We start from the raw sequence: 24,441 nt of genomic DNA on the forward strand, positions 1-24,441 counted from the left end.
TCAGACGCGCCGACCTCGTGTCAATTTTTGCGTTTCTGAGCGTTCTTGCCATGGCGGGCGTACGGATTTTGTACGGAAAAGAGTTGTGTGAATGTTCTTGTTAGCCTATCAGCCAAGATGCAAAAAATCCAATAAAATCAATGTCCTTTGACGTTCGTCGAAGTCCGCCGAAGGCCTTGATGACGGTCTCTCACGGCGAAAACAGCGGTTCGATTCCGCTAGGGAGCACCAATAAATTCAGCCGCTTGCAGAAGATCACCGTTTGACAGTGCAAAATTAAAACGGTTTTTCAAGCGGTTGTTTCCCCGCTCTCTCCGCCACTACGCCAAATTGTGTTAGACTTCTGATGTCCCCCATTTCAGCGGGCGGCTTTGGCATTTTTCCCTCCCGATTAATCGACAAAGCACACCACAGCGATCGCCGTCATGCGACGCCCCTCTCGGTGCTTGAGTGTTTGGCAGGCTTCAGGGAGTCGTATCCTGGCTGCCGTTGACCCCGCCGCACTTCTCGCTTCCGGAACGGCGCGACAACTCGCCGGCTGGCCGAAATCGCGGGGTACCGGTCCACGGTCAATGCTACCTCGCCGAACTGCGGGCCTCTTTTTCCGTCAGGCAAACACCCACGCGACTTCGAAGAAGGCCACGAAACCACCGCTTACGAGCCTCGGATTTTGGTGGCCCCCTCGCAAGAACCTCGAAAAGCGATGCTTTGAGCGCTTTCCCGCTCACTTCCCGTCTTTTCTTGACTTGGCGTTGCGGTGGGCGGTCAGTTCAGTGTCAACAGTATGAATCTCTGACGCGGACCGGTTCTGGCGCAAAGCCGCCGCTGAGGGAGCATCAGACCGGTACACCAACCTATTTCGGGACTTGGCGAGCGATCACCGGTTTACGGAAGCCTCTTGCAATTTGGAAGGCGCTTCCATATTGATGTCCGCTCGACCTGCGCATCGGACCTTCAATGAGCGACATCATCGAGCGAAGCTTCAAGATCATCGAGGAACTGGCGGCCTATCCCGCCGGGCGTACGCTGTCGGAATTGTCGACCGAGCTGGATATTCCGCTCAGCGCCACGCACCGGCTGCTCAACGACCTCATCAAGGCCGGCTACATCCGCAAGGATGAGCGCCACGGCGACTTCAGCCTCACCACCAAGGTAGTCTCGATCGGGCTGCGCGTTCTCAGCGCCGGCGGCATTGTCGATATCGCCCAGCCGATTCTCGAGCGTCTTGCCTACAAGACCGGCGAACTGGTGCGGCTGGCGGCGGTCGACGGCGACCAGCTACTCTACATCGCCAAGGCGCAAGGCGCCACGCAGGGCCTGCGCTACGATCCGGAGATGGGGCGCGCCGTCCGGCTGTCATGCAGCGCGGCCGGCTTTGTCTGGCTGTCGACGAAATCGGACGAAGAGGCATTGCGTCTGGTGTCGAAGCAGGGCTTTGAAGATCCGGACCAGGTCGGCCCGGCGGCGCCCTCCACCATCAAGGCGTTGATGGCGCATATCCGCGCGACGCGGAAACGCGGCTTCGGCCTGACGGTGGACGTGTTTCTGCCGGCGATGAGTTCGATGGCGGCTCCGGTCTACGGCCATGATGGCGAGATCCGCGCACTGCTGATCGTCGCCGGGCCGATGGTCCGGCTTACCGAGACGCGCATGCTGTCGCTCGCGCCGGTGCTTCTCTCTACCGCTGAAGAGCTGGGCCGGGCGAGCAGCGTGTCGCCGATGCTCAACGGGCGACTTCAAGGGAAGGCCATTCAAGCCACGCTTTAGAAACAAAAATGTTCAAAGCTCGATCAAAAACAAGGGGAGGTTACCAATGAGGAAATCGATTCAGCGCCGCACCGTATTGGGTGCGCTGGCTACCACACCGTTCTGGGGCGGCGGGTTTCTGACGCGCGCTCATGCGGCGGAGCACGTCTTCAAGGTCGCGCACCCGCTGGCCGCCAATCACCCCACGCACATCCGTCTGATGGAAGCCGCCGACAAGATCGCCAAGGACAGCGACGGCAAGGTCGAACTGCGCCTGTTTCCGAACAACCAGCTCGGCGGCGAAGTCGACCTGCTGAATCAGGTGCGCTCCGGCGCCGTGGAAATGTTCGTGGTCGGCGGCCTCGTCGCCTCCAGCGTGGTGCCGATGGCCGCGCTGGACGGCGTCGGCTTTGCCTTCAAGGATTCGGCGGGCGTACTGAAGGCAATGGATGGCAAGCTCGGCGCGCACATCCGCGCCGCCTTGATGCAGGCCAACTTGTACGCGACGTCGACGATCTGGGACTACGGTTTCCGCGAGATCACCTCGTCGGTGCGGCCGATCAAGGAGGTCGGCGATCTCGCCGGCATGAAGATCCGCGTGCCGGGTGCCGCCGCCTATGCCGATCTGTTCAAGGCGCTGGGCGCCGCACCCACCAGCCTGCAGTTCAACGAGGTCTACCCAGCGCTGCAGACCAAGATCGTCGATGGCCAGGAGAACCCGCTGGGCGTGATCCTCACCTCGAAGTTCTATGAAGTGCAGAAATACTGTTCGCTGAGCAACCACATCTGGCAGGGCAACTGGGTGCTCATCAACGGTCGGGTCTGGCGCGGCCTACCGCCCAAGCTGCAGGAAATCGTGGAGGGCCGGCTCAACGAAGCCGCCGTCGCGCAGCGTCAGGACCTCGCCGGCCTCGACCAATCCTATCGCGACACCATCGCCAAGGGCGGCGTCGCCATCAACGAGGTTAATGCCGACTCGTTCAGGCAGAAGCTGACCGAGGTCGGCTACTACACCGATGCGCGGCGCAAGTTCGGCGATCCCGCCTGGGCGATCCTCGAAGAAGCGGCGGGCGGCAAGCTTTCATGACCGCTGTCGGTATCAACGGCACTGTCGTGCGTCCGGTCCAGGCCATCGATGCCTGGATCGGGCGGGTGGTGGAAGCGGTTGCTGCGCTGCTGGTGTTGGCTGAGGTCGTGCTGCTGTTCAGCGGCGTGGTCGCCCGTTATGTGTTTCATCGTCCGATCGTGTGGTCGGACGAGATGGCGGGCAGTGTCTTCCTGTGGCTTGGCATGCTCGGCGCCGTCGTTGCTTTGCGCCGGGGCGAGCACATGGCGTTCAATGCGATGGGCACGCGCGCGACCGAACGGACCCGCGCGATGCTCAGCGCGCTGGTGATGGCCTGCGTGATCGCCACGCTATGCATGTTGCTGAAGCCGGCGGTGGAATACGTCGAGGACGAAGCCTTTGCGGTATTACCCAATCTCGGCGTCCCCGCCAGCTGGCGGGTGCTCGGCATCGAGGTTGGCATCGTGCTGATGATCGTCAGTATCGCCTTCCAGGCGGCGCGGCGCGACACCTTCCTGCTCACCCTCGCTGCGCTGGCGGTGGTCGCGCTATTGGGAGGCGGGCTGTGGGCGATCGGCCCGTGGCTGGCCGCCATCGGCAACATCAACCTCGTCGTGTTCTTTGTCGTCATCGTCGGCGTCGCCATCCTGATCGGCGTACCGATCGGCTTCGCCTTTGCCATGGCGACGCTGTCCTATCTCGCCTTCACGACCTCGACGCCGCTCAGTGTGGTCATCAACCGGCTCGACCAGGGCATGTCGCAGCCGCTGCTGCTGGCGATCCCGATGTTCATCTTCCTCGGTCTGCTGATCGAGGTGATGGGGCTGGCGCGAACCATCATCAATTTCGTCGCCTCGCTGCTCGGTTCGGTGCGCGGCGGGCTGTATTACGTGCTGCTGGTGGCGATGATCCTGGTGTCCGGAATCTCCGGCTCTAAGGCCGCCGACATGGCCGCCATTGCGCCCGGCCTGTTTCCGGAAATGCGCCGCCGTGGCGCCAAGGAAGGCGATCTGGTCGCGCTGCTGGCCGCGTCGGCGGCGATGGCCGATACGATTCCGCCGAGTATCGTGCTGATCACGCTGGGCTCGGTGACCGGCATCTCGATCGCCAGCCTGTTTACCGCCGGACACCGGCCTTGGTGCTGGCCGGCGCGCTGGCGGTGCTGATCTTCTTCCGTTCCCGCTCCGAGCCGTTGCCGACGTTGGCGCGGCCCAGCCTGAAGGATATCGCGATGTCCTTCCTGGCGGCGCTGCCGGCCATCGTGCTGCCGTTCGTGATCCGCTGGGCGGTGGTGGACGGCGTGGCGACAGCGACCGAGGTATCCACCATCGGCGTGGTCTATACGCTGATCGTCGGCGTGCTGATCTACCGTCCGGTGCAGTGGTCGCGTTTCTATCCCGTCTTGGTGGAGACCGTGGCGCTGTCCGGCGCGATCCTGTTCGTGATCGGCACCGCCACCGGCATGGCCTGGGCGCTGACGCAATCGGGGTTCTCCGCCCACCTGGCCGCAACGATGAAATCGATCTCCGGCGGGCCGGCAGGCTTCATGCTGATCACCGTCGTGGTGTTCATTCTGCTGGGAAATATCCTGGAAGGCATTCCCGCGATCCTGTTGTTCGCGCCATTGCTGCTTCCGGTCTCGCACGCCTTCGGCATTCACGATGTGCACTATTCAATGGTCGTTGTGATCGCGATGAGCATCGGCCTGTTCGCCCCGCCATTCGGCATTGGCTTCTACTCCGCCTGCGCCATCGGCAAGGTGTCGCCGGACCAGGCCGTCGGCCATATGTGGCGCTATCTGGCGGTGCTGTTCGCGGCATTGTTGCTGATCGCAGCGGTGCCGTGGTTCTCGACCGCGCTGCTCGACTAGCGGTGGGTACAAGCCGGACAAAGGCAGCGGATATTTCCGTGCAGACAGGGAGGATGGATGACGTTGTTAGGCAAGGCCGCGGTGGCCATGTGGTGGGACATGGCGCCCGCTCAGCGGGCGGAATTTGAAGACTGGCACTCGCACGAACACTTTCCGGAACGGATGAGCATTCCCGGCTTCCTGCGCGGATCGCGCTGGGCCAGTTCAGAGGGCGCGGATGGCTTCTTCGTGCTGTACGAACTCGAGACCTATGAAACCCTGACATCGAGCCACTATCTGGCGCGGCTAAACGATCCCACGCCGTGGTCGACCAAGATGATGCCGCACCACCGCAACATGGTGCGTAGCCAGTGCCGGGTGACGGAAAGTTTTGGCGGCGGCATCGCCATGTCGATGATGACGCTGCGTCTGTCGCCGAAGCCCGGCGAGGCCGATGCGCTGCGCCACCATCTGCAACACCTGCTGTCGCGGCTGCCGGCGCAGCCCGGCTTGACCGGCGCGCACCTGCTCTACACTCAGACGCCCGAAACCGGCCTCACGCAGGAACAGAAGATTCGTGGCGGTGCGGACGCGGTCGCCGACTGGATCGTGCTCGTCTCCGGCTACGATGCCGCAGCGCTTGCGACGCTCGCCGCCAGCGGCCTCAACGAGAACAGCCTTACCCGCGCAGGCGCTTTGCCCAGCCTCCGCTTCGCCCATTTCTCGCAGGCCTATGCGCTGGCTCAAACGGATGTCTGACGGATTCCGGAATCGAGATGCGGCTTCGATTTCGAAGGCTTGCCTCTGGACAGTCCGGCTTCCACCGATTGCGAGTGGCCACTGCTGGCGCAAAGCGGTCGTTGACGTGCAGCACGTAGACCCCGGAATTTCGAATCGAGCGGAGACTGCTAGGGCGCCGCCGCTCTAAAAGCATAATTGGTGACCGTCTGGATCTCAACGTAGAGCGGTTGCGGCCAGGCGTGCGCATCGGCGGCGCCGTTGAATGATGCGGAAGCAATCGCAGGTGCTCAGACGTATTTCCAACCAACGTGTCGGCGTCCTTAGGTATCCAAGCGTCAGGCAGATACCCGAGCAAAATTGGGGGCCGCGTTCGGCGAAGGCGGCAAACGCCTCGCGTGCCTCTGCCGACTTCAGCCGCTCCTTGAAAAATTGCCCTTCTTCAGCGGCTTGCGCCGCGATCCGCTGAAGATCACGCATCAGTCTCTTGGTTTGGCTAAGTGAGAGGCCGGGCAACTTCAACGCTCGCTCGTCGCCCTCGGCGGAGTTCTGGTTTCCGCAGGCGGTGGCTGAAGCTCGCATCGTCCTCGGCCCCCCTTGGCTCTTGCGAGCGAGAAAGCTTTCTCACACTAGCTCGGAAGTGGCCGAAGGACGATGAAAAATGGGGCGGCTGGCGCATTTCGCGCGCAATGGCCGTTCAACCGGAAAAGTGTTCACGGGGTTGTGTCCGTCGGACACTGCCTATCAGTCGCATCATACCAAGATGTCATTTCCTCCCGGTGCAAGGACGAATATCATTGTTGCGGCAGTTAAAGTTCGGATGAATCTTATGAAGGCGTCCCTGTCCACACTGTTGCTGCGCCGCGACCTGCTGCGCGGGGCGATCGCCGGGGTCGCCGTGACTGCGACCTGCGCGAGGGCGATCGAGCCCGCTGCGGCGAAGTCCGGTCTCGGCATGGACAAGCGCAAGGCGCGCTACCAGGCCACTTCTGCCGAGGTCAAAGAATTTTACCGCGTCAATGCCTACCCTGAGAAGAAGTGAGGCTTCATTGCTGATCAGGACATCGGACCGTCATCGTGCCCGCAGGGCTTTTTCTCCCGAGCCGGCCGCACCTGCTGCGGGCGGCACTGATCGGCGTACGTTCCTGAAGCGGTCCGGTCTGGCTGCCGGTGGTCTTGCCGTTCTCGGCGGCCTTCCGCTCGGCGCGGTCCGCAAGGCCGATGCCGGCGTGCCGCCGCCCGCGGGCGCGACGCTGACGACCCGCAAGAACATCTGCACGCATTGCTCGGTCGGCTGCTCGGTGATCGCCGAGGTCGCCAACGACGTCTGGATCGGCCAGGAGCCGGACTACGACAGCCCGATCAACCGTGGCTCGCATTGCTGCAAAGGTGCTGCGGTACGCGACGACGTTCTCAGCCAGCGCCGGCTTCGCTATCCGGTCAAGCTGGTAGACGGCAAATGGGTGCAGTTGACCTGGGAGCAGGCCGTCAATGAGATCGGTGACAAGTTGTTGGAAATCCGCGAGAAGTCGGGACCGGACTCGGTGTATTGGCTGGGTTCAGCGAAGTTCACCAACGAGGCCGCCTACCTCAACCGCAAGCTAGCGGCACTGTGGGGCACCAACAATTCCGACCATCAGGCGCGAATCTGCCACTCCACCACGGTCACCGGCGTAGCCAATACCTGGGGCTACGGCGCTATGACCAACAGCTACAACGACATCCGCAATGCCAAGACGATCCTGGTGATGGGCGGAAATCCGGCCGAAGCGCACCCGGTCTCGCTGCAGCACATCCTTGAGGGCAAAGAGCTCAACCGCGCCAACATGATCGTGGTCGATCCGCGGATGACGCGCACCGCCGCGCACGCCACGGAATATGTCCGCGTGCGGCCGGGCACCCACATCGCCACCATCTACAGCATTCTGTGGCACATTTTCCAGAACGGCTGGGAGGACAAGGAATTTCTCAGCCAGCGCGTCTACGGCCTCGAAGAGATCCGCGCCCAGGTGGCAAAGTGGCATCCGGCGGAATGCGAACGCGTCACCGGTCTTCCGGAAGCGCAGGTCCGGCACATCGCCGAAGTGTTCTCCAAGGAGAAGCCGGCGACGCTGATCTGGGCAATGGGACAGACCCAGTTCACTACCGGCACCGCGAACGTTCGCGCCAGCTGCATCCTGCTGCTCGCCACCGGCAACATGGGATATGCCGGTGCCGGCGCCAATATTTTCCGCGGTCACACCAACGTCCAGGGCGCAACCGACCTTGGCCTCGATGTCACGACGCTGCCGCTGTACTACGGCCTGTCAGAAGAGGCTTGGCGGCACTGGGGCCGGGTTTGGGAAATCGACTACGACTGGCTTAGGTCGCGCTTCGCAGACAAGACGCTGATGGAAGGACCCGGCATTCCGAGCACGCGCTGGTTCGACGCCACGCTGCTGCCGAAAGAGCAGGTCAGCCAGCCCGATACGCTGCAGGCGATGTTCGTGATGGGTCACGGCGTCAACACCATCACCCGTTTGCCCGAAGCCGTACGCGGCATCGAGAAGCTTGAAATGCTGGTGGTCTGCGATCCCTATCCGACCGCGTGGTCGGTGCTCTCGGAGCGCAAGAACGGTACCTATCTTCTGCCGGCCTGCACCAGCTTCGAGATGGACGGCTCTCGCACCGCCTCGAACCGCTCGATCCAGTGGGGAGAACAGATCGTCAGTCCGGTGTTCCAGTCCAAGAACGATTACGACACCATGTACCTGTTCGCGAAGAAGTTCGGTTTTGCCGACAAGATGTTCAAGAACATCAAGGTCGAGAACGGCGCCGTGCTGGCGGAAGATATCCTTCGCGAGATCAATCGCGGCGGCTGGTCGACCGGTTATTGCGGGCAGTCGCCGGAGCGGCTGAAGGCGCACATGAAGAACCAGCACAAGTTCGATCTGGTGACCATGATGGCGCCGAAGGACGATCCCGACGTCGGCGGCGAATATTACGGCCTGCCGTGGCCATGCTGGGGCACGCCCGAATTCAAGCACCCAGGCACGCCGATCCTCTACAACACAAACCTATCGGTGAAGGAAGGCGGCGGCACGTTCCGCGCCCGTTTCGGCGTCGAACGCGTGGTCAAGCGCAAGGTGATGGAGAACGGGCAGGAAGTCGAAAAGGAACAGCACGACAACCTGCTCGCCGAAGGCTCTTATTCGGTCGGTTCGGAGATCAAGGACGGCTATCCGGAGTTCACCCTTGGCGTGCTGAAGAAACTTGGTTGGGACAAAGACCTGACGCCGGCAGAACTCGCGGTGATCCAGGGTATCAACATCAGAAATCCCGACTTGGTCTCCTGGGCGATAGATCTGTCGGGCGGCATCCAGCGCGTTGCGATCGAGCACGGCTGCTCGCCTTACGGCAACGGCAAGGCGCGCATGATCGCGTGGAACCTGCCGGATCCGGTCCCAGTGCACCGGGAGCCGATTTACACGCCGCGGCCCGATCTCGTGGCCGACTATCCGACGCTGCCGGATGCGCGCCAGTTTCGCGTGCCCAATATCGGCTTCACCGTACAGAAGACCGCGATCGACAACGGCATCGCGAAGCAGTTCCCGCTGATCCTAAGCTCCGGGCGGTTGGTTGAATATGAAGGCGGCGGTGAGGAAACGCGCTCCAACAAATGGCTCGCCGAGCTCAAGCAAGAGATGTTCGTCGAGATCAATCCGTCGGATGCCGCCGCGCGTGGCGTCGTTGATGGCGGATGGGTCTGGGTGACCGGCGCGGAAAGCCAGTCGAAGACGCGAATGAAGGCGATCGTGACCGAGCGTGTCGGCAAGGGCGTCGCCTGGATGCCGTATCATTTCGCCGGCTGGTACGAAGGTGCCGACCTGCGCGACCGATATCCGAAGGGCGCCGATCCGTTTGTGCTCGGTGAAAGCGTCAACACGCTAACCACTTATGGCTTCGATCCTGCGACAGGGATGCAGGAGCCGAAAGCCACTCTCTGTCAGATCAGGTCAGCATAGGAATTCCTATGGCACGCATGAAATTTCTTTGTGACGCGGACCGCTGCATTGACTGCAACGCCTGCGCGACCGCCTGCAAGAACGAGAACGAGGTGCCGTGGGGCATCAACCGCCGGCGCGTCGTCACGATCAACGACGGCAGGCCCGGTGAGCGTTCGGTCTCGATGGCCTGCATGCACTGCACCGACGCGCCGTGCGCGTCGGTATGTCCGGTGGAATGCATCTATCCGACCGAGGACGGCATCGTGCTGCATTCCAAGGATGTCTGCATCGGTTGCGGCTATTGCTTCTATGCCTGTCCGTTCGGTGCACCGCAGTATCCCAAGGTCGGCAACTTCGGTTCCCGCGGCAAGATGGACAAGTGCACCTATTGTGCCGGCGGCGGCGGCACCGAAGTGTCGGGGAGCGCCGAGGAATATGAGAAGTACGGTTCGAACCGGTTCGGCGAGGGCAAACTGCCGCTGTGCGCCGAGATGTGCTCGACCAAGTCGCTGCTCGCCGGCGATGGTGACATCATCGCGCAGATCTACAAGGAGCGCGTGCTGAAGCGCGGCTACGGGTCGGGTGCCTGGGGCTGGATGACGGCCTATCATGAGGGCATCGAGGTTTGAGGGCAGATCTGATGATGCACAGCGGCCGATTCAGCATGACAAGAGTGGCCAATTCGCTTGCGGTATCGCTGCGCGGCGCGCTGTTTATTCTCGCAGTGATGCTCGTCACAATGTCGGGATTCGCCTTCGCGCAGAAACTGAACCCGGATGGATCGCCCAATCCGGACGCCAGCCACGTTAGCGAGCAGCAACTGCTCAAGCTGTTGCCGCGCGCCGAGGGTCGCATCGACATTCCCGATACGAAGGCGGCCGTACTGATCCAACCGATGGGGCGGACCTGGGACTATTTCCATGAAGTTCTGCTGCACTGGGGTGCGGCCATCGTCATCGTCGGCACCCTCGCGCTGCTGGCGCTGGCCTATCTGGTGATGGGACGACTCAGGATTGAGGGCGGGAGGTCCGGGCTGAAGATCGTGCGCTTCAAAGCGATCGAGCGTTTCTCCCACTGGCTCACTGCAGTATCGTTCGTGGTGCTCGGCCTTACCGGCCTCAACATCACCTTTGGCAAGCTACTGTTGCTGCCGATGATTGGTCCGCAGGCGTTTTCGGACCTGTCGCAGATCGCAAAGTACATCCACAACTTCGTCAGCTTCGCGTTCGTAGTCGGACTGGTGCTGATCGCTGTAATCTTTATCAAGGATAATTTCCCGGCGAAGGTCGATATCGAGTGGGTCAAAAAGGGCGGCGGCTTTATCAAGTCCAAGCATGCCCCGGCAGGCCGCTTCAATCTCGGCGAGAAGGCCGTATTCTGGCTGTCGCTCGGGCTCGGCGTCGCCGTTTCGGCGTCGGGCTATCTGCTGCTGTTTCCGTTCTCGGTCACCGACATTTTCGGCATGCAGATCGCGCAGGTCGTGCACGCCGTGGCGGCCGTGCTATTCGTCGCACTGATTATGGCTCACATCTATATCGGTACGCTTGGTATGGAAGGGGCGTTTGAGGCCATGGGATCTGGCGAGGTCGATGTGAACTGGGCGAAAGAGCACCATGATCAGTGGTTAGCGCAAAAGCTTGCCAACGAGCCGCATCCGATCCGCGGAGCGGCAACGCCCGCGGAATAGCGATCGTCTATTTAAATATCAAAAGTTTTCACGGGACGCTCACAGAACCTTGTATCGCCGTAGCGCACGGGCAGTCCGAATATATCCTCGTCACGGTCCATCGTGCAGCGTTTCTGGGACGTTTTTTTGATGGAGGCATTTATGGACATGATTTCAAGGCGTAAGATTCTGGCTGCATCTGCATCAGGTGGGTTATTTGCCGCCACGCGTTTAGCTGCAGCTTCTGATGATGCGATTCCACAGCCACAGCGGCCCGGCCATGGCGGCACTGATCCCGGACCGCGCAATCTAATGCGCGACAGGCAGAATCCCGACATACTGATACCGCCATCGACCGATCACGGGACGCTGCCGAACCTGCGCTTCTCATTCTCAGATTCGCATGTTCGGCAGGAATCAGGCGGCTGGACACGTCAGGTAACCGTACGTGAACTTGGCGTCTCGAAGGATGTCGCAGGTGTTAACATGCGGCTGAACGCCGGTGGCGTGCGCGAGTTGCATTGGCACAAAGCCGCAGAGTGGGCCTACATGCTGTATGGCACTGCCCGGATCACGGCGATCGATCAGGATGGACATAACTTCATCGATGACGTCGGCATCGGTGACCTCTGGTATTTTCCATCCGGCATGCCGCATTCGATTCAGGGGCTTGGCCCAGACGGCTGCGAGTTTCTTCTGGTTTTCGATGATGGAGAGTTCGACGAAGACAACACGTTCCTGCTCAGCGATTGGATGAAGCACGTGCCAAGCGAGGTGCTCGCCAAGAACTTTGGCGTGTCCGACAGGGCTTTCGACAATGTTCCGGACCCGAGCAAACTCTACATTTTTGCGGCGCCTGTTCCCGGATCGCTCGAATCCGACAAGATTTCCGGAACAACGCCGGTGCCCCAATCCTTCAGCCACAAAATGTTGGCGCAAGCGCCCGTCAAGACAAAGAGCGGCACGGTGCGGATCACCGACACCAGCAATTTCCCAGCATCCAAAACAATCTCCGCTGCCCTTGTCGAGGTGGAGCCCGGTGGACTTCGCGAACTGCACTGGCATCCGAACACCAACGAGTGGCAGTATTATCTCGAGGGTCAGGCGCGAATGGGTGTGTTTGCCGGCTCAGGTCAGGCCCGCACTTTCAACTTCATGGCCGGCGACGTCGGCTACGTGCCATTCGGCACCGGTCACTATATCGAGAACACGGGCACAACGACTTTGCGCTTCCTCGAATTGTTCAAGAGCAGCTATTATGCCGACGTTTCGCTGAACCAATGGCTTGCGCTCACGCCACCAGAGCTTGTACAGGCTCATCTCAAGCTGGATCCGCAAACGCTGAATGCGTTTAAGAAGAACAAGTCGCCGGTCGTACCGGGCTGATGTTCCTGTAAGCCGGGCGGTGGCGCTCTAGCCCTTGTCCTGGCGGGCAGGCTTCAGTGCATCGCGCTCGCGCAGGTAGTCGTCGGTGGTACGGATGACCGGATTTTTGGCGTAAGGGTCGAACCCCTCCGCGGCGACGAAGCCAACCCGGCAGTCTTCGCACATTTGGATGACGTCGATGCGCCGCGACGAACCGCTGTACATCCAGTGCTTGCCTTCGAGCTTGGCGATGACACGCTCGATCGTGCTTTTCACGCCAAACGGCTTGCTGCAACTGATGCAGCAAAACGGCTCCTCTTCCTTGAGGATCTTGGCCGGCAGACTGCTGGAGCGAAAATCGATCTGGGGCTTGAGCGTGATTACATTTTCCGGGCAGGTCGACTGGCAAAGTCCGCATTGCACACAAGCGTCTTCGACGAATTTCAGCATCGGCCGTTCGGGGTCGTCGCGCAGCGCGCCGGTCGGGCAGGCCGAGACGCAGGATAAGCACAGCGTGCAGCCGCCGACATCGACCTCGACGGTCCCGAACGGTGCGCCGCCGGGCAGCGCAATGACATCCACCGGCGCGGGGGCAGCGCGGTGCAGTTCGATCATGGCAAAACGCAGCACGCTGCGCTTGGCGCCCACCGTACGGAAACTTGCCGGACGCGGCGCGATCGCCATCACGGGAATCGCCCGCAACGTGGCAAGCAGGATATCGGGATCGTCGGTCTCGATGGTGGCCACGCGACCGTCGCCAAAGCCGAGCCCGATCATGATGGGGGTCGCCAGATCAATAGTCCGCATCAGGCCCGCGATATCGTGGCGCGGTCGTTCCCGCAGCAGGAAACGCATTGCGGAAGCGCCATAGGCCATTGCCGCGGCGATGCTTTCAAGGCCGACCTGGGTGATCTCGTTAAGGGCGACCGGGATCACGTTGGCGGGCAGACCGTCGCCGAACCGCGCCAGCGCATCAATCAGCGGCGCGCCGTGCGGCTCATCGTGGAACAGCAGGATCGCATCCTTCCCGCCGGCTTCGCGGTAGGTGAGAAGCAACGTTCGCAGCTTGCGTACCGAACTGTCTTCGGGCGGAATTGCATAGGAGGCCGCGCCCGTGGGGCAGGCCGCGGCGCACTGGCCGCAGCCGGCGCAGATATTCGGATCGACCGCAACATGATCGCCGTTGGGCGTGATCGCGCCGGCCGGACACAGGTCGAGGCAGCGCGTGCAGCCTGTAATCTGCGACCGCGAATGCGCACAAAGCGACGCGTCGAAAGCAACGTAGCGCGGTTTCTCGAAGGTCCCGATCAGGTCACGGGCCTTGAGCACCGCCTGCAGCACCGCCGCTGGATGGGCCGGGTCGGCGCGCAGATAGCCATCTCGGAGATCGGCGGCAGGAAACAGCGCCGTACCGCCGGACAGGTCAAGCACGACATCGCAATTTGACTGCGCGCCGTTGCGTGGCGGCCCGAACATCAGCACACCGCGCGACGACGGCAGCGAGTGAGAAAAGCTGTCCACGGTGATCAGGAAGGTGCCGAGATGGCCTTTTGCAGCACGGATTTTGCCCTGGGCAATCGGAAATCCGGTAAGCGGTTCCGGAACGATCCGGGTGCCCGGCGCGATCAGCACAGTGACGTCGAGATGATCCTTAAGCAGTTTGCCAGCTTCGACGGCCGCTTGGTCGCGGCCATAGATCAGAATGACACCGGCGCTTTCAAGCTTGACGGTTGGGATGTCGGGTATCGGCTCCGCTGCAGCGGCCAGCAGTGCCGCCATCTTGGGGCCGGCCGTCTCGGCGTCGCTGGACCAGCCCGCGGTCTCACGGATATTTGCAAATTTGACGGCGTTGATACGCCCGGCTTGTGCGGCGACCTCCGTCAACAGAACCGCTTCCTGTGTACATCCGACCGTCAGCGGCTTGTCATCGGCGGCAACGGCGCGAAATCGGTCCATTTCCGGGCCGCACAGGTGCCGGGCGGTCAGAATTTCGCTGTTTTTGCAACCCCGCCCAATCGCGCCTGTGTCAAGCGGAAGCGTCCCCTCGCAAGAACAGATCAGGACTTGATCGGGAGAACGTATCATCAGGGCAAATTCTTCCGCAACCAGGTTCAACAACCAACACCAGTTGGTCGGGAGCGCAGCGCATTATATACTGATCCAAGGCATGTAGGGAGCGCGATCCCGCCTGCGAGATGTTCATCAGAATAGGTGGAGGTCTTGTCACGGGTTGGACAGGTTGACGCATTGCTCCGCCTCTCGGCGGGCATTCGATGACAGGGGCACATGTGAAGTTGCTGCGGACCATCCAGCTCGACATTTCTGACACGTTCGTGTTCGAACGGGCCGCAGAGCCCGGGGAATGGGCCGTCTCCGGTGCCTTCATGTTTGCGCGACAGGACATCGCCAAACTGCAAGGCAAGGCGCGCACGGCGTTTCGCGCCGGTTTCCTCGGTGCAAACTCTTTTTGTCGCTCGTCGCTGGCGCAGGTGGTCGAGGCTACCGCGCAAGAGCGCCGCGAACTGGTGGATTTGCTGGCCGCGCAGCTCGTGGCGCGGTGCGGCGCGCCGGATGTCGCCACTGCCACGCGGGCTGCGGAGGAGGAGGTCGCCTTCGTGGAATCGCTGTGCGACCATCCGGACGGTCTTCTCATCGCTGTCTCGCGCAGCCGCGACGATGGCGCGATTCGCGAGGCGTTTCGCACGCTGCGCCCGCGCGACGGCGCCGATAGCCACCGTCCGTTCCAGTTTGTCGAGGTTACCGGCGATGACGAGGCGCCTGAAGAACATCTCGACCTCACAGCGCTGCGGGAAGGAGAACGCAGATGAGCGCGCGGCGCGATTTTTGGCTGTCCAGCGGCCATCATCTGCTTGACCGCAATGCCGCTGGCTGGCTGCTCGTGACCGACGAGTTTCTGAAAGCCTATCTGGCGCGGCCCGAACTGGTGCCGCCGCCGGACGCCTGCGACGCTGAGCGCGGCCTGCACGAGGCGTTGCTGCGCGATCCGCAGGCCGCGGTGTCCACCGCGCAGATCGCTGGCATCGTTGACGCCGATGCGCGCGAAAACTGGGAGATGATGATTGCCTGGCGCGATCACCTGGTTCGGCACGACACCATCGAAGCGGCGTATCTCGATATCGCCCGGCATCCCATGCCGTTTCCGCGCATCTTTAATGACCAGCTCGTGCATCTGATCCTGCGCAACATGCTGGATGACTGCGACGACGCCTTTGTGCTGCGCGCGGCCGAGCTGTTTTTTCGCCCGCAGAAAGTGCGGCTGGAAGATGGACAACTGACCGTCAGCGACGACGAGACCACACCGCGCTTCAATCCGCACGCCGTGTCGCCGCTCTATTCGCTGCTCGGCAGGCCCAGCGCCTCCGAGATCCCGACACTCGACGCCGGCAACGCCGACACCTACTGGGAGCGCAGCGATTTGTTCGACGTCGCGCTCGACTTGCGCGCCGGCGAGCCCGGCGCCGCGGCGTTGGTCAACGTGCTGGCGCGCTGGGTGTCGCATCTGCTTGCGATCGACATCGCGATCGAACCGCTGACGGAACTGCGCGAGGCGCCGCTGTCCTGGTATATCGGTCTCGACGCCGAGGCGACGCGGATCGGCGACCTGCTATGGCATGCCGGCGGCATCGACGAAGCGACGCGGGCGCGGCTGATAGGACTTTATCGGCTGACATTTTTGCGTCCGACGGATATGATTGAGGCGGTTAGGGGGGAGCCGGTCTATCTCCTGCTGGCGGCCGGCGAAGACGGACTGCTGCGTATGAAGCCGCAAAACATCATCGACGGATTGCCGATCCGCAGTGCAGAGTTGGTCCATTGAGATCGACCGCGTTAGTGCGCATCTCCGTTGGCGTCGTGGTCGAACGTCGCGCCGCCAAAAGCCAGTGGGCCGACTATCTGTGGCGGCCGGTGTCGGTGCTGATCGGCACGCCCGCCGCCGCGCCGTGGACGCCGATCGAAACGACGGCGGAGGCGACACTGTTCTACGCTGGCGACGCAACGATCGAGCTGCATCGTACCGAGACGGTATATTACCGCGATAATATCACATCGGACGCGCCGACATTGTGGGTGGTGCTGCAGCCAGCATTCTCAGAATTTCCATACCGGGTGCTGTCGGTCACCGCCGACCCCGGCGAGGGGGAAGCCTTCACCGACGGCGGCGACAATATCGTTGAGGCCCTGCCGATGCCGGCGCATGTGCTCGAAACGGTGCGCCAGTTCATTTTAGATCATCATGTCGAGCGGCCGTTCCGGAAGCGTCGGCGGACGCCGTCAGATGCGCTCGGCCCCGAGACGGACACAGGTACATGAGCACAACCGAAAATTTCGTCAGCCGGTGGTCGCGGCTGAAGCGCGAACCGGAGGCGGCGCCTAAAGCCGAGTTGCCGCCAGTGGAGGCTGAAGCGCTCGAAGGCGAGCCGCGCGCGCTTGTCGATGTGCAACCTGTCGGTGAGGTAGAACCTGCGTTCGATCCGGCCAGCCTGCCGTCGATCGAGTCGATCGGAATCGACACCGATATTCGCGGCTTTCTGCACCCGCGGGTGCCGCCGGAGCTGGCGCGGGCCGCGTTGCGGCAGACATGGGCAAGCGATCCTGCGATCCGCGACTTCATCGGCATCGCAGAGAACCAGTGGGATTTCAACGACCAGACTTCCATCTTTGGATTCGGCCCGATGCGCGCCACGGACAATGTTCCGGCACTGTTGGCGCAGGCGCTGGGGAAGTTGGAGGACATCGCGGAAAGGGTGATTGCGACGGCGGATCCCGTGCTGACACAACCTGACGCGGCCGCGAATGGTCAGCGTGACCTGCCGCCGGTGACGGAGGCCGCGTTGCAAGCGGGCGACGACAGTCCCATACCAGTTGCCGCCCGTGATGGTCCGGTCGCTGTCGCCGACGAATTGCCGCGCCGGCCACGGCAGCACGGCGGAGCCTTACCGCAATGAATTCCGAGCCGGATATCATCGATGAACTTGATCACGCACGCGCGCAAGAATATGCGCTGCTGGCGACCTTGCTGGTGCGCAATCCCGACGCCGACGTGCTGCGGCGGCTCGCTTTGCTGGGAGGCGACGACAGTCCGCTGGGCGCTGCCCATGCGGCGCTCGGCGTCGCCGCGGCGAGCGCTAGCGCCGAGACCGTGCGGCGAGAGTATTTCGACCTGTTCGCTGGCCTCGGCGAGAATGGGCTGATGCCCTACGCCTCATTCTATCTGTCCGGGTCGCTGTACGGCCGGCCGCTGGCGCGGCTGCGCAATACTCTGCAGGACTTGGGGATTGAGCGGGTCGCTCAGTCAGAGCCGGAGGACCACGCGGCGGTCGTCTGCGAGATCATGGCCGGCCTGACAGGCGGCGCCATTCCGGCTCCAGCCGGCACCGACCGCGCGTTCTTCAAGGCCCATGTGGGGTCGTGGATCAGGCTGTTTTTCGCCGATCTGGAGAAGTCGAACGCGACAGCGTTCTACACCCATGTCGGCGCATTCGGCCGCGTCTTCATCGACATCGAAACCGAAGCTTTTGCGTTCGCCAACTGAACTCCAGGTAGATGCCGACCCGCAAATCGACAAACCGCGTCTGTTGTTCTAGTCTCAATCCTTGCCGGCCACGTGCCAGACCAGTCTGGAGACCTCCGATGCGCGCGTTCATCGCTGCTTGTTTGGTGGCAATCATTCTTGCGGTCGGTGCGGCGGCCGTGCTCGACGCGTTTGTACAAAAATCGTCAGCCGACGCCTTCGCCAAGTCCAGCGCCCGAATTTGACCGGTCACGGCGGTAGGCCGTGCGTTACTTGGTTTCGACGATCGTCTTAGACGCGCCATCGGGGGCGGCCTGCATCCCGGGGGGCGACTGACCCTGCGGGCTGTCTGCCGGCGCACCTCCGGCCTCGGTGGTGATCGGCCCGGTCCAGCCCTGCGGCTGTAGCTGCCCCTTGTTGCTTTCCGGCAGTACTGTTCGCCCGGTGCTATACTGCGAATCTCCTGGCTTCTTATCGTCTGACTTGGTTCCGGTCTGCGCGGATGCGGCAGAGATGACAGCGAAGGTCGATAGGAGAAGGACGGCGATACGCATGGCGGCGCTCCTGATTTCAGGGAGAAGCGCCGAGCCCGACCTTGGTTCCCTATGACCGAGAGCATCGGTGGCCTTTGTCCGTGTGCCCCACAGACGTAGTTCTGTCCGGCAAGATCATCTTCCTCAACGTCTGGCAGCGGATGATAAACGACAATCCAACACCGGTTGCGGTATCCGCCGTCGCTCGCCATCAGGGTGATGGCGTCGCTGATTCCGCCGTTGTGGGCATGCTGTTGTTCAGCCGCCGGCTCACTCTGCAGCCGCACGCACCTCGGCGCGCTCGGCCCTGACCGCGCAGAACTTGAACTCTGGGATCTTGCCAAAGGGATCCAGAGCCGGATTGGTCAGCAGATTGGCTGCCGCCTCGGCGTAGCAGAAAGGCATGAATACCATGTTCTCTGGGACGTCGCGGTCGGAGCGCACCTTGATCTCAACTGCGCCACGGCGCGTTTCCAGCCGAACGAAGTCTCCCGGCAAGACCTGCATGCGCCGCATGTCCTTGGGCGACATGAACGCCACCGCCTCGGGCTCAATCTGATCGAGCACGCTGGAACGTCGTGTCATCGACCCTGTATGCCAGTGCTCAAGCACGCGCCCGGTCGATAGCACCATGGGGTAGGCATCGTCAGGCAACTCGTCCGGCGGCAGCACGTGAGCAGGTACGATTTTGCCACGGCCACTGACAGTCGGGAAACCGGTGGTAAAGATGATCTCGTTCCCGGGTTTGTCGGGAGCGTTTACCGGATAGGTCACCGCTCCTTCCCGCTCCAGGCGCTCCCACGTGATGTTTTTCAGCGAGGGCATCACTTCGGTCATTTCCGCGAAGACGTCAGCCGGCCCCGTGTAATTCCAGTCCAAGCCCATCCGCTTGCCGATCTCCTGGATGATCCAAAGGTCCTGCCGTGCGTCCCCCGGCGGCTTGATGACCTCGCGGGCCAGCTGCACGCGGCGGTCTGTATTGGTAAAGGTGCCGATCTTCTCGGCAAACGCCGACGCCGGGAGGATTACGTCGGCATGAAACGCGGTTTCAGTGACGAATAGGTCCTGCACCACCAGATGGTCGAGCTTGGCCAGAGCGTCGCGGGCGTGCTGCACGTCCGGGTCCGACATTGCAGGGTTTTCGCCCTCAATGAACATACCGCTGATCTCGCCGGCGTGGATAGCGTGGATGATTTCCACCACGGTGAGGCCGCGGTTGGGGTCGAGATCGTAGTGCCACAGACGCTCAAACGGCTCGCGCAGGTCGGTGCGGCCGACCGGCTGGTAATCGGGAAGGAACATCGGAATCAAACCGGCATCTGACGCGCCCTGCACGTTGTTCTGGCCCCGCAGAGGGTGCAATCCGGTGCCTGGGCGGCCAATCTGACCCGTGATCAAAGCCAGCGCGATCAGGCAGCGTGCGTTGTCGGTGCCATGGACGTGCTGGCTGATGCCCATGCCCCAGAAAATGAGCGAAGCGCGCGAGCGCGCATACATTCGCGCGACCTCGCGCAGGCTATCTGCGGGGATGCCGCAGATCGGCTCCATCTTCTCCGGCGTGAATTCGACGATGCGCGTCTTCAGATCGTCGAAGCCCTCGGTGTAGCCCGCGATGTATTGCTCGTCGGTCAGGCCCTCGGTGATAATGACGTTCAGCAATGCATTCAGCATCGCGACGTCGCTGCCCGGCTTGAACTGCAGGTGCTTGTGCGCATGGCGCGAAAGGGTCTGCCGGCGCGGATCCATCACGATCAGCTTGGCGCCCCGTTTGGCGGCGTTCTTGATGTAGGTCGCCGCCACGGGGTGGTTGATGGTCGGATTGGCGCCGATCACGATAATGACTTCAGCGTCCATCGCGGCGGCGAAAGGGGCCGACACCGCGCCGGAATTCAGGCCTTCCATGAGCGCCGCCACCGAGGAGGCGTGGCACAGCCGGGTGCAATGATCGACGTTGTTGGAGCCGAAGCCGGTGCGCACCAGCTTCTGGAACAGGTAAGCCTCCTCGTTGGAGCCCTTAGCCGAGCCGAATCCGGCCAGCGCCTTGACGCCCTTCTCGTCGCGGATCTTGACGAGGCCCTTCGCAGCGATGTCCAGCGCCTCTTCCCACGACGCCTCGCGGAAATGGGTGAACGGATTCGCCGGATCGACTTGGTCGTTGCCGTCCTTCTTCGCATTGGGTAGCCGCACCAGCGGCTTGGTCAGGCGATGTGGATGGTGGATGTAGTCGAAGCCGAAGCGACCCTTGACGCAGAGCCGGTTGTGATTGGCCGGGCCATCGCGGCCCTCGGCATAGATGATCTTCTCTTCCTTGACCTGATAGGTCACTTGGCAGCCGACGCCGCAGAACGGGCAGAGCGAATCGACCTTCCGGTCCGCGTAGACGGTGCGAGTCTGCTTCTCGTCGAGGAGCGCCGCCGGCATCAGCGCTCCGGTGGGGCAGGCCTGGACGCATTCGCCACACGCCACGCAGGTCGATTCACCCATCGGATCATCGAAGTCAAAGACGATCTTGGCATCGGCATTACGATACGCCATACCGATCACGTCGTTGACTTGGACTTCGCGGCACGCGCGCACGCACAGGCCGCACTGGATACAGGCGTCGAGATTGACCCGCATCGCGGGATGGCTGGCATCGCCGGCCCAACGCTCGGCGGCGGGGAAACGGCTTTCCGTGACTTCGATCTTTTCCGCCCAGTTCCAAAACTTGGAATCCGGATCATGCGAAGTCGATCGCGCCGGCTGGTCCGCTACCAGAAGCTCCATCACCATCTTCTGCGCGGAAACGGCGCGCGCGCTCTCGGTCTTCACCTTCATACCGACGCTGGGTGTCCGCTTGCATGATGCTGCCAGCACCCGCTCGCCTTCGACTTCCACCATGCAGGCGCGGCAATTCCCGTCCGGGCGATAGTCCGGCTCGGGCGAATAGCACAGATGCGGAATTTCCCGGCCCTGGCGTTTTGCGACCTGCCAGATGGTCTCCCCCACGGCGGCCTCCACCTGCCTGCCGTCGAGCTCGAAGGTTATCGTCTGCGCCTTGGAGCGGTGCTGGTCGGTATGCGAAACGTTGGGCTTTCCGTCAGGCATATTTCGGCCGCCTGCGGCGCCTTTCGCGTCGTGGCCATAACCTTGCGGCGTCGGGCTGTCGGTGCTCATCTCAAAACCTCGCGGGATACCTTGCAGGTCATTCGGCGGCTTCCTTGGGCATGAACTCGTCCGGGAAGTATTTGATCACTGTGGTCAGCGGATTCGACGCGGCCTGACCGAGGCCGCAGATAGAAGCGTCTCGCATCGCCTGGCTCAATTCGTCGAGCAGCCCAGTGTTCCAGACGCCCTGCTGCATCAGCTGTGCGGCCTTCTGGGTTCCGACCCGGCAAGGGGTGCACTGGCCGCAGCTCTCGTCCTCGAAAAAACGCATTAGATTCAACGCGGCATGCTTGACGTCGTCCTGGTCGGAGAGAATCACCACCGCGGCAGATCCGATGAAACAGCCGTATTTCTCAAGCGTGCCAAAATCGAGCGGAATGTCGTCCATCGAAGCCGGTAAAATGCCGCCGGACGCGCCGCCTGGCAGGTAGGCGCGAAAGCCGTGGCCGTCCGCCATTCCGCCGCAGAACTCGTCGATGAGCTCGCGCACGGTGACGCCAGCCGGAGCCAGTTTCACCCCGGGGTTTTTCACCCGACCCGACACCGAGTAGCTGCGCAGACCTTTACGCTCGTTGCGGCCCTGACCGGCCCACCAGTCCGGGCCTTTCTCTACGATGTCGCGCACCCAGAACAGCGTCTCGATATTATTGATCAGCGTCGGCAGGCCGAAGAGGCCGACCTGAAACGGATAAGGCGGCTTGTGCCGAGGCAGACCGCGCTTCCCCTCGATGCTTTCCAGCAGCGCGGATTCCTCGCCGCAGATATAGGCGCCGGCGCCGCGCCGTAGGTGCAGAGCGGGTCCGCCCGGGGGCAGTTTCGCGATCTCGCGTTCGAGGATCTCGCGGGCGGCGGGATATTCGTCGCGGATGTAGATGTAGACCTCGGCGGCCTGCACCACGTGGGCGCCGATCAGCATCCCTTCGATGAAACGGTGCGGGTCCGTTTCGAGATAGAAGCGGTCCTTGAACGTGCCTGGTTCGCCCTCGTCGCCGTTGATCGCCATCAATCGCGGACCGGGCTCGCCGAGCACCGCACGCCATTTCCGACCGGTGGGAAACCCGGCGCCGCCGAGGCCACGCAGGCTGGCATCATCTAGCGCCTTCAGCAGGTCCTCCGTCGCGAATTCACCGGAGCGCAGCCGCTGCAGCAGTTGGTAACCGCCGCCGGCGAGGTAGGCGTCGTAATCGGCATAGGCGGGCAGGTGTGCATGGAAGTCGCCCGTGATCTCTGCAAGAACGCTCGCAGCCGTGGCGTGGTCGACGAAGCGGTGGCCGACCTCAGCCGCCGGTGCCGTATCGCAGCGTCCGACGCAAGGTGCGCGCACCACGCGAACACCCGGACCCGTGCTGGACTGCAGCTCTTGCAGCAGGGTCTCGGCACCGAGCATCGCGCAAGTAAGGGAGTCGCATACACGGATCGTCAGCGCCGGTACGTCCGGCTCTCCTTCCTTCACAACATCGAAATGTGCGTAGAAGGTCGCAGTCTCGAACACCTCGGCAAAAGCCAGCTTCATCTCGTCGGCGAGTGCGGCGAGATGTGCAGCGGAAATCTGCCCGTACGTATCCTGGATGAGATGCAGATGTTCGATCAGCAGGTCGCGCCGACGCGGTCGCGCCCCGAGCAGAAGCTCGATCTCATGCGCCGCCCGAGGATCGATCTGGCGGCCCTTCGGCGTCGACTTAGCGCGCCGCCGGCCTTCACCCGGATGTTCGAATGAGCGGACCTTTTGCACGTCATTACTCATCGGACATCTCGATTTTTCAAGATTTTATCGCTCAACACTAAAGCATGGCATGCCACATGCCAAGAGTAGAATCCAGTTCGTATCGATGGGCGGGCAGGGTGCATGGGCCGCCGAACGCGCAGAGGCTCCCTTAAAACATCAGCTTAAGCAATTAGCCTGACGGCGGATCCCTTTAGGTTCGACACCGTTGCTCAACCGTCAGACGACGGCTTAGATCTCAACGGCGAGCGCCTTTATCATCGCCGCGATGGCCGGGATGTCATCGAGGTGAGCTACCGGCAGTGTTGTTTCGACGCTTGAATCGGTCGCAATCCCGACAATATCAGGGTCATCAGGAAATAGCGTTGGCTTGCCGTTGTTGGTGCGATGCACCTCGATCTTTCGGTACCGCTCCGATTTGAAGCCTTCGACGATCACAAGCTCGACCGAAGACAGTTTTGCCAGCAGTTGTGGCAACGCCGGTTCGGCGGCACCGTCGAGTTCGTGCATGAGCGCCCAGCGTCTGCTCGAAGAGACCAGCACCTCGGCTGCGCCCGCTTGCCGGTGCCGCCAAGAGTCCTTGCCTGGCACATCCACGTCGAAATCGTGATGAGCATGCTTGACGACCGAAACGCGCATATTTTCCGCGATAAAATGCGGAATTAGGCGCGTCAGCAGCGTCGTTTTTCCGGCGCCGCTCCATCCTGCCAACCCGATGACCTTCATCGCTCGCTCCATCGCCCTTAGGGCCGTTTTAGTTTCCACCAGTGCAGGCGCGGAGCTCAATCCTCGTCGCTTGCGGGCCGACGGGCCGGTCCGCAGCTCTTAAAAGCGAAGACTTCCTCACGTAAGCTCGAGTGCGCGCAGAATGACGAGAAAGAAAGCGATTGGCGGCATGCGCGCGGAACGCACCGCAACTGACGTGAGCACGACATTGTCCCATCGCACAATGTCCATGCGTTTCATCATACCGAATGTCGTTTCCTCCAGGGACCGCCATCGTTGTACGGCGGTACTTGTCGATCGCATATCGCGGACGTAGTTTGCCATCCGGCGAACGCTTTTCGGGGGGTGCAAAGATCAACTTTT

General features: G+C 62.1%; 20 protein-coding genes and 1 pseudogene. 15 read left to right on the top strand and 6 right to left on the bottom strand.

What is annotated here, in order from left to right; translation table 11 throughout:
• Window positions 1-957 precede the first annotated feature (957 nt).
• The 4 genes and pseudogenes from JWR89_RS02980 to JWR89_RS02995 all read left to right on the top strand — a co-directional run bounded on the left by JWR89_RS02980 (window position 958) and on the right by JWR89_RS02995 (window position 5,420).
• Entirely contained in the window at window positions 958-1,767 is an 810-nt protein-coding gene (locus JWR89_RS02980; RefSeq protein ID WP_299711647.1) for an IclR family transcriptional regulator, read from the top strand.
• Between the two features lie 46 nt (window positions 1,768-1,813).
• Window positions 1,814-2,833, top strand: a complete 1,020-nt coding sequence (locus JWR89_RS02985; RefSeq protein WP_299711650.1) for a TRAP transporter substrate-binding protein — start codon at window positions 1,814-1,816, stop codon at window positions 2,831-2,833.
• Window positions 2,830-4,682: pseudogene (locus JWR89_RS02990) on the top strand (TRAP transporter large permease subunit). The gene JWR89_RS02985 and the pseudogene JWR89_RS02990 overlap by 4 nt, the downstream one beginning before the upstream one ends.
• Before the next feature lie 57 nt (window positions 4,683-4,739).
• Window positions 4,740-5,420: a DUF4286 family protein gene (locus JWR89_RS02995; protein ID WP_299711653.1), complete on the top strand. Its 681-nt coding sequence runs from the start codon at window positions 4,740-4,742 to the stop codon at window positions 5,418-5,420.
• Between the two features lie 195 nt (window positions 5,421-5,615).
• Here JWR89_RS02995 and JWR89_RS03000 read toward each other — a convergent pair whose 3' ends face one another.
• Window positions 5,616-5,921 (bottom strand): hypothetical protein, encoded by a 306-nt coding sequence (locus JWR89_RS03000; protein WP_299711656.1) that lies wholly within the window; start codon window positions 5,919-5,921, stop codon window positions 5,616-5,618.
• A 139-nt stretch (window positions 5,922-6,060) separates the two neighbouring features.
• On the opposite strand from JWR89_RS03000, the gene JWR89_RS03005 reads away from it, so the two are divergent.
• The 5 genes from JWR89_RS03005 to JWR89_RS03025 all read left to right on the top strand — a co-directional run bounded on the left by JWR89_RS03005 (window position 6,061) and on the right by JWR89_RS03025 (window position 12,437).
• A complete protein-coding gene (locus JWR89_RS03005) occupies window positions 6,061-6,441 on the top strand; it encodes a hypothetical protein (protein WP_299711658.1) in 381 nt (126 codons plus the stop codon).
• Complete coding sequence (locus JWR89_RS03010; protein WP_299711661.1) at window positions 6,419-9,403, top strand: formate dehydrogenase subunit alpha; 2,985 nt, start codon at window positions 6,419-6,421, stop codon at window positions 9,401-9,403. The genes JWR89_RS03005 and JWR89_RS03010 overlap by 23 nt, the downstream gene beginning before the upstream one ends.
• Window positions 9,404-9,411: 8 nt before the next feature.
• Window positions 9,412-10,014, top strand: a complete 603-nt coding sequence (gene fdh3B, locus JWR89_RS03015; protein ID WP_299711664.1) for a formate dehydrogenase FDH3 subunit beta — start codon at window positions 9,412-9,414, stop codon at window positions 10,012-10,014.
• Between the two features lie 35 nt (window positions 10,015-10,049).
• Complete coding sequence (locus tag JWR89_RS03020; RefSeq protein WP_299711667.1) at window positions 10,050-11,072, top strand: formate dehydrogenase subunit gamma; 1,023 nt, start codon at window positions 10,050-10,052, stop codon at window positions 11,070-11,072.
• Between the two features lie 141 nt (window positions 11,073-11,213).
• Complete coding sequence (locus JWR89_RS03025; protein ID WP_299711670.1) at window positions 11,214-12,437, top strand: oxalate decarboxylase family bicupin; 1,224 nt, start codon at window positions 11,214-11,216, stop codon at window positions 12,435-12,437.
• Window positions 12,438-12,464: 27 nt separating this feature from the next.
• Here JWR89_RS03025 and JWR89_RS03030 read toward each other — a convergent pair whose 3' ends face one another.
• Window positions 12,465-14,501: a 4Fe-4S binding protein gene (locus tag JWR89_RS03030; protein ID WP_299711727.1), complete on the bottom strand. Its 2,037-nt coding sequence runs from the start codon at window positions 14,499-14,501 to the stop codon at window positions 12,465-12,467.
• A 203-nt stretch (window positions 14,502-14,704) separates the two neighbouring features.
• Here JWR89_RS03030 and JWR89_RS03035 point away from each other — a divergent pair, with 203 nt between their 5' ends.
• The 6 genes from JWR89_RS03035 (at window position 14,705) to JWR89_RS03060 (ending at window position 18,194) form a co-directional block, all read left to right on the top strand.
• On the top strand, window positions 14,705-15,244 hold the full coding sequence (locus tag JWR89_RS03035; RefSeq protein ID WP_299711673.1) for a DUF6505 family protein: 540 nt from the start codon (window positions 14,705-14,707) through the stop codon (window positions 15,242-15,244).
• Window positions 15,241-16,254 (top strand): DUF6352 family protein, encoded by a 1,014-nt coding sequence (locus tag JWR89_RS03040; RefSeq protein ID WP_299711676.1) that lies wholly within the window; start codon window positions 15,241-15,243, stop codon window positions 16,252-16,254. Before JWR89_RS03035 ends, JWR89_RS03040 begins: the two co-directional genes overlap by 4 nt.
• A 14-nt stretch (window positions 16,255-16,268) precedes the next feature.
• Window positions 16,269-16,748: a DUF3305 domain-containing protein gene (locus JWR89_RS03045; RefSeq protein WP_299711679.1), complete on the top strand. Its 480-nt coding sequence runs from the start codon at window positions 16,269-16,271 to the stop codon at window positions 16,746-16,748.
• Window positions 16,745-17,383 (top strand): DUF3306 domain-containing protein, encoded by a 639-nt coding sequence (locus JWR89_RS03050; RefSeq protein WP_299711682.1) that lies wholly within the window; start codon window positions 16,745-16,747, stop codon window positions 17,381-17,383. The genes JWR89_RS03045 and JWR89_RS03050 overlap by 4 nt, the downstream gene beginning before the upstream one ends.
• The gene (locus JWR89_RS03055) at window positions 17,380-17,970 is read left to right on the top strand and encodes a molecular chaperone TorD family protein (protein WP_299711685.1); all 591 of its coding nucleotides are present in this window, start codon (window positions 17,380-17,382) and stop codon (window positions 17,968-17,970) included. Before JWR89_RS03050 ends, JWR89_RS03055 begins: the two co-directional genes overlap by 4 nt.
• Window positions 17,971-18,068: 98 nt before the next feature.
• Window positions 18,069-18,194 (top strand): hypothetical protein, encoded by a 126-nt coding sequence (locus tag JWR89_RS03060; protein ID WP_299711688.1) that lies wholly within the window; start codon window positions 18,069-18,071, stop codon window positions 18,192-18,194.
• A 24-nt stretch (window positions 18,195-18,218) separates the two neighbouring features.
• Here JWR89_RS03060 and JWR89_RS03065 read toward each other — a convergent pair whose 3' ends face one another.
• The 4 genes from JWR89_RS03065 to mobB form a co-directional block, all read right to left on the bottom strand.
• Window positions 18,219-18,503 (bottom strand): hypothetical protein, encoded by a 285-nt coding sequence (locus JWR89_RS03065; protein ID WP_299711691.1) that lies wholly within the window; start codon window positions 18,501-18,503, stop codon window positions 18,219-18,221.
• A gap of 249 nt (window positions 18,504-18,752) precedes the next feature.
• Window positions 18,753-21,569 (bottom strand): formate dehydrogenase subunit alpha, encoded by a 2,817-nt coding sequence (fdhF, locus tag JWR89_RS03070; RefSeq protein ID WP_299711730.1) that lies wholly within the window; start codon window positions 21,567-21,569, stop codon window positions 18,753-18,755.
• 97 nt (window positions 21,570-21,666) lie between these two features.
• Window positions 21,667-23,373, bottom strand: a complete 1,707-nt coding sequence (locus JWR89_RS03075; RefSeq protein WP_299711694.1) for an NADH-ubiquinone oxidoreductase-F iron-sulfur binding region domain-containing protein — start codon at window positions 23,371-23,373, stop codon at window positions 21,667-21,669.
• Window positions 23,374-23,583: 210 nt separating this feature from the next.
• The gene (mobB, locus tag JWR89_RS03080; RefSeq protein WP_299711697.1) at window positions 23,584-24,078 is read right to left on the bottom strand and encodes a molybdopterin-guanine dinucleotide biosynthesis protein B; all 495 of its coding nucleotides are present in this window, start codon (window positions 24,076-24,078) and stop codon (window positions 23,584-23,586) included.
• Window positions 24,079-24,441: the final 363 nt, after the last annotated feature.

This window comes from Tardiphaga sp. (assembly GCF_028290785.1).
In the GTDB taxonomy this organism is placed as follows: domain Bacteria; phylum Pseudomonadota; class Alphaproteobacteria; order Rhizobiales; family Xanthobacteraceae; genus Tardiphaga.

Bases quoted from the DNA above. Each gene is read 5' to 3' on its own strand.
- JWR89_RS03065 (WP_299711691.1), bottom strand. From the start codon at position 18,503: ATGCGTATCGCCGTCCTTCTCCTATCGACCTTCGCTGTCATCTCTGCC.
- JWR89_RS03060 (WP_299711688.1), top strand. From the start codon at position 18,069: ATGCGCGCGTTCATCGCTGCTTGTTTGGTGGCAATCATTCTTGCGGTC.
- JWR89_RS03030 (WP_299711727.1), bottom strand. From the start codon at position 14,501: ATGATACGTTCTCCCGATCAAGTCCTGATCTGTTCTTGCGAGGGGACG.
- JWR89_RS02985 (WP_299711650.1), top strand. From the start codon at position 1,814: ATGAGGAAATCGATTCAGCGCCGCACCGTATTGGGTGCGCTGGCTACC.
- JWR89_RS03055 (WP_299711685.1), top strand. From the start codon at position 17,380: ATGAATTCCGAGCCGGATATCATCGATGAACTTGATCACGCACGCGCG.
- JWR89_RS03040 (WP_299711676.1), top strand. From the start codon at position 15,241: ATGAGCGCGCGGCGCGATTTTTGGCTGTCCAGCGGCCATCATCTGCTT.
- JWR89_RS03005 (WP_299711658.1), top strand. From the start codon at position 6,061: ATGGGGCGGCTGGCGCATTTCGCGCGCAATGGCCGTTCAACCGGAAAA.
- JWR89_RS03020 (WP_299711667.1), top strand. From the start codon at position 10,050: ATGACAAGAGTGGCCAATTCGCTTGCGGTATCGCTGCGCGGCGCGCTG.
- JWR89_RS03050 (WP_299711682.1), top strand. From the start codon at position 16,745: ATGAGCACAACCGAAAATTTCGTCAGCCGGTGGTCGCGGCTGAAGCGC.
- fdh3B (WP_299711664.1), top strand. From the start codon at position 9,412: ATGGCACGCATGAAATTTCTTTGTGACGCGGACCGCTGCATTGACTGC.
- mobB (WP_299711697.1), bottom strand. From the start codon at position 24,078: ATGAAGGTCATCGGGTTGGCAGGATGGAGCGGCGCCGGAAAAACGACG.
- JWR89_RS03075 (WP_299711694.1), bottom strand. From the start codon at position 23,373: ATGAGTAATGACGTGCAAAAGGTCCGCTCATTCGAACATCCGGGTGAA.
- JWR89_RS02995 (WP_299711653.1), top strand. From the start codon at position 4,740: ATGACGTTGTTAGGCAAGGCCGCGGTGGCCATGTGGTGGGACATGGCG.
- JWR89_RS03025 (WP_299711670.1), top strand. From the start codon at position 11,214: ATGGACATGATTTCAAGGCGTAAGATTCTGGCTGCATCTGCATCAGGT.
- JWR89_RS03010 (WP_299711661.1), top strand. From the start codon at position 6,419: ATGCCTACCCTGAGAAGAAGTGAGGCTTCATTGCTGATCAGGACATCG.
- fdhF (WP_299711730.1), bottom strand. From the start codon at position 21,569: ATGCCTGACGGAAAGCCCAACGTTTCGCATACCGACCAGCACCGCTCC.
- JWR89_RS02980 (WP_299711647.1), top strand. From the start codon at position 958: ATGAGCGACATCATCGAGCGAAGCTTCAAGATCATCGAGGAACTGGCG.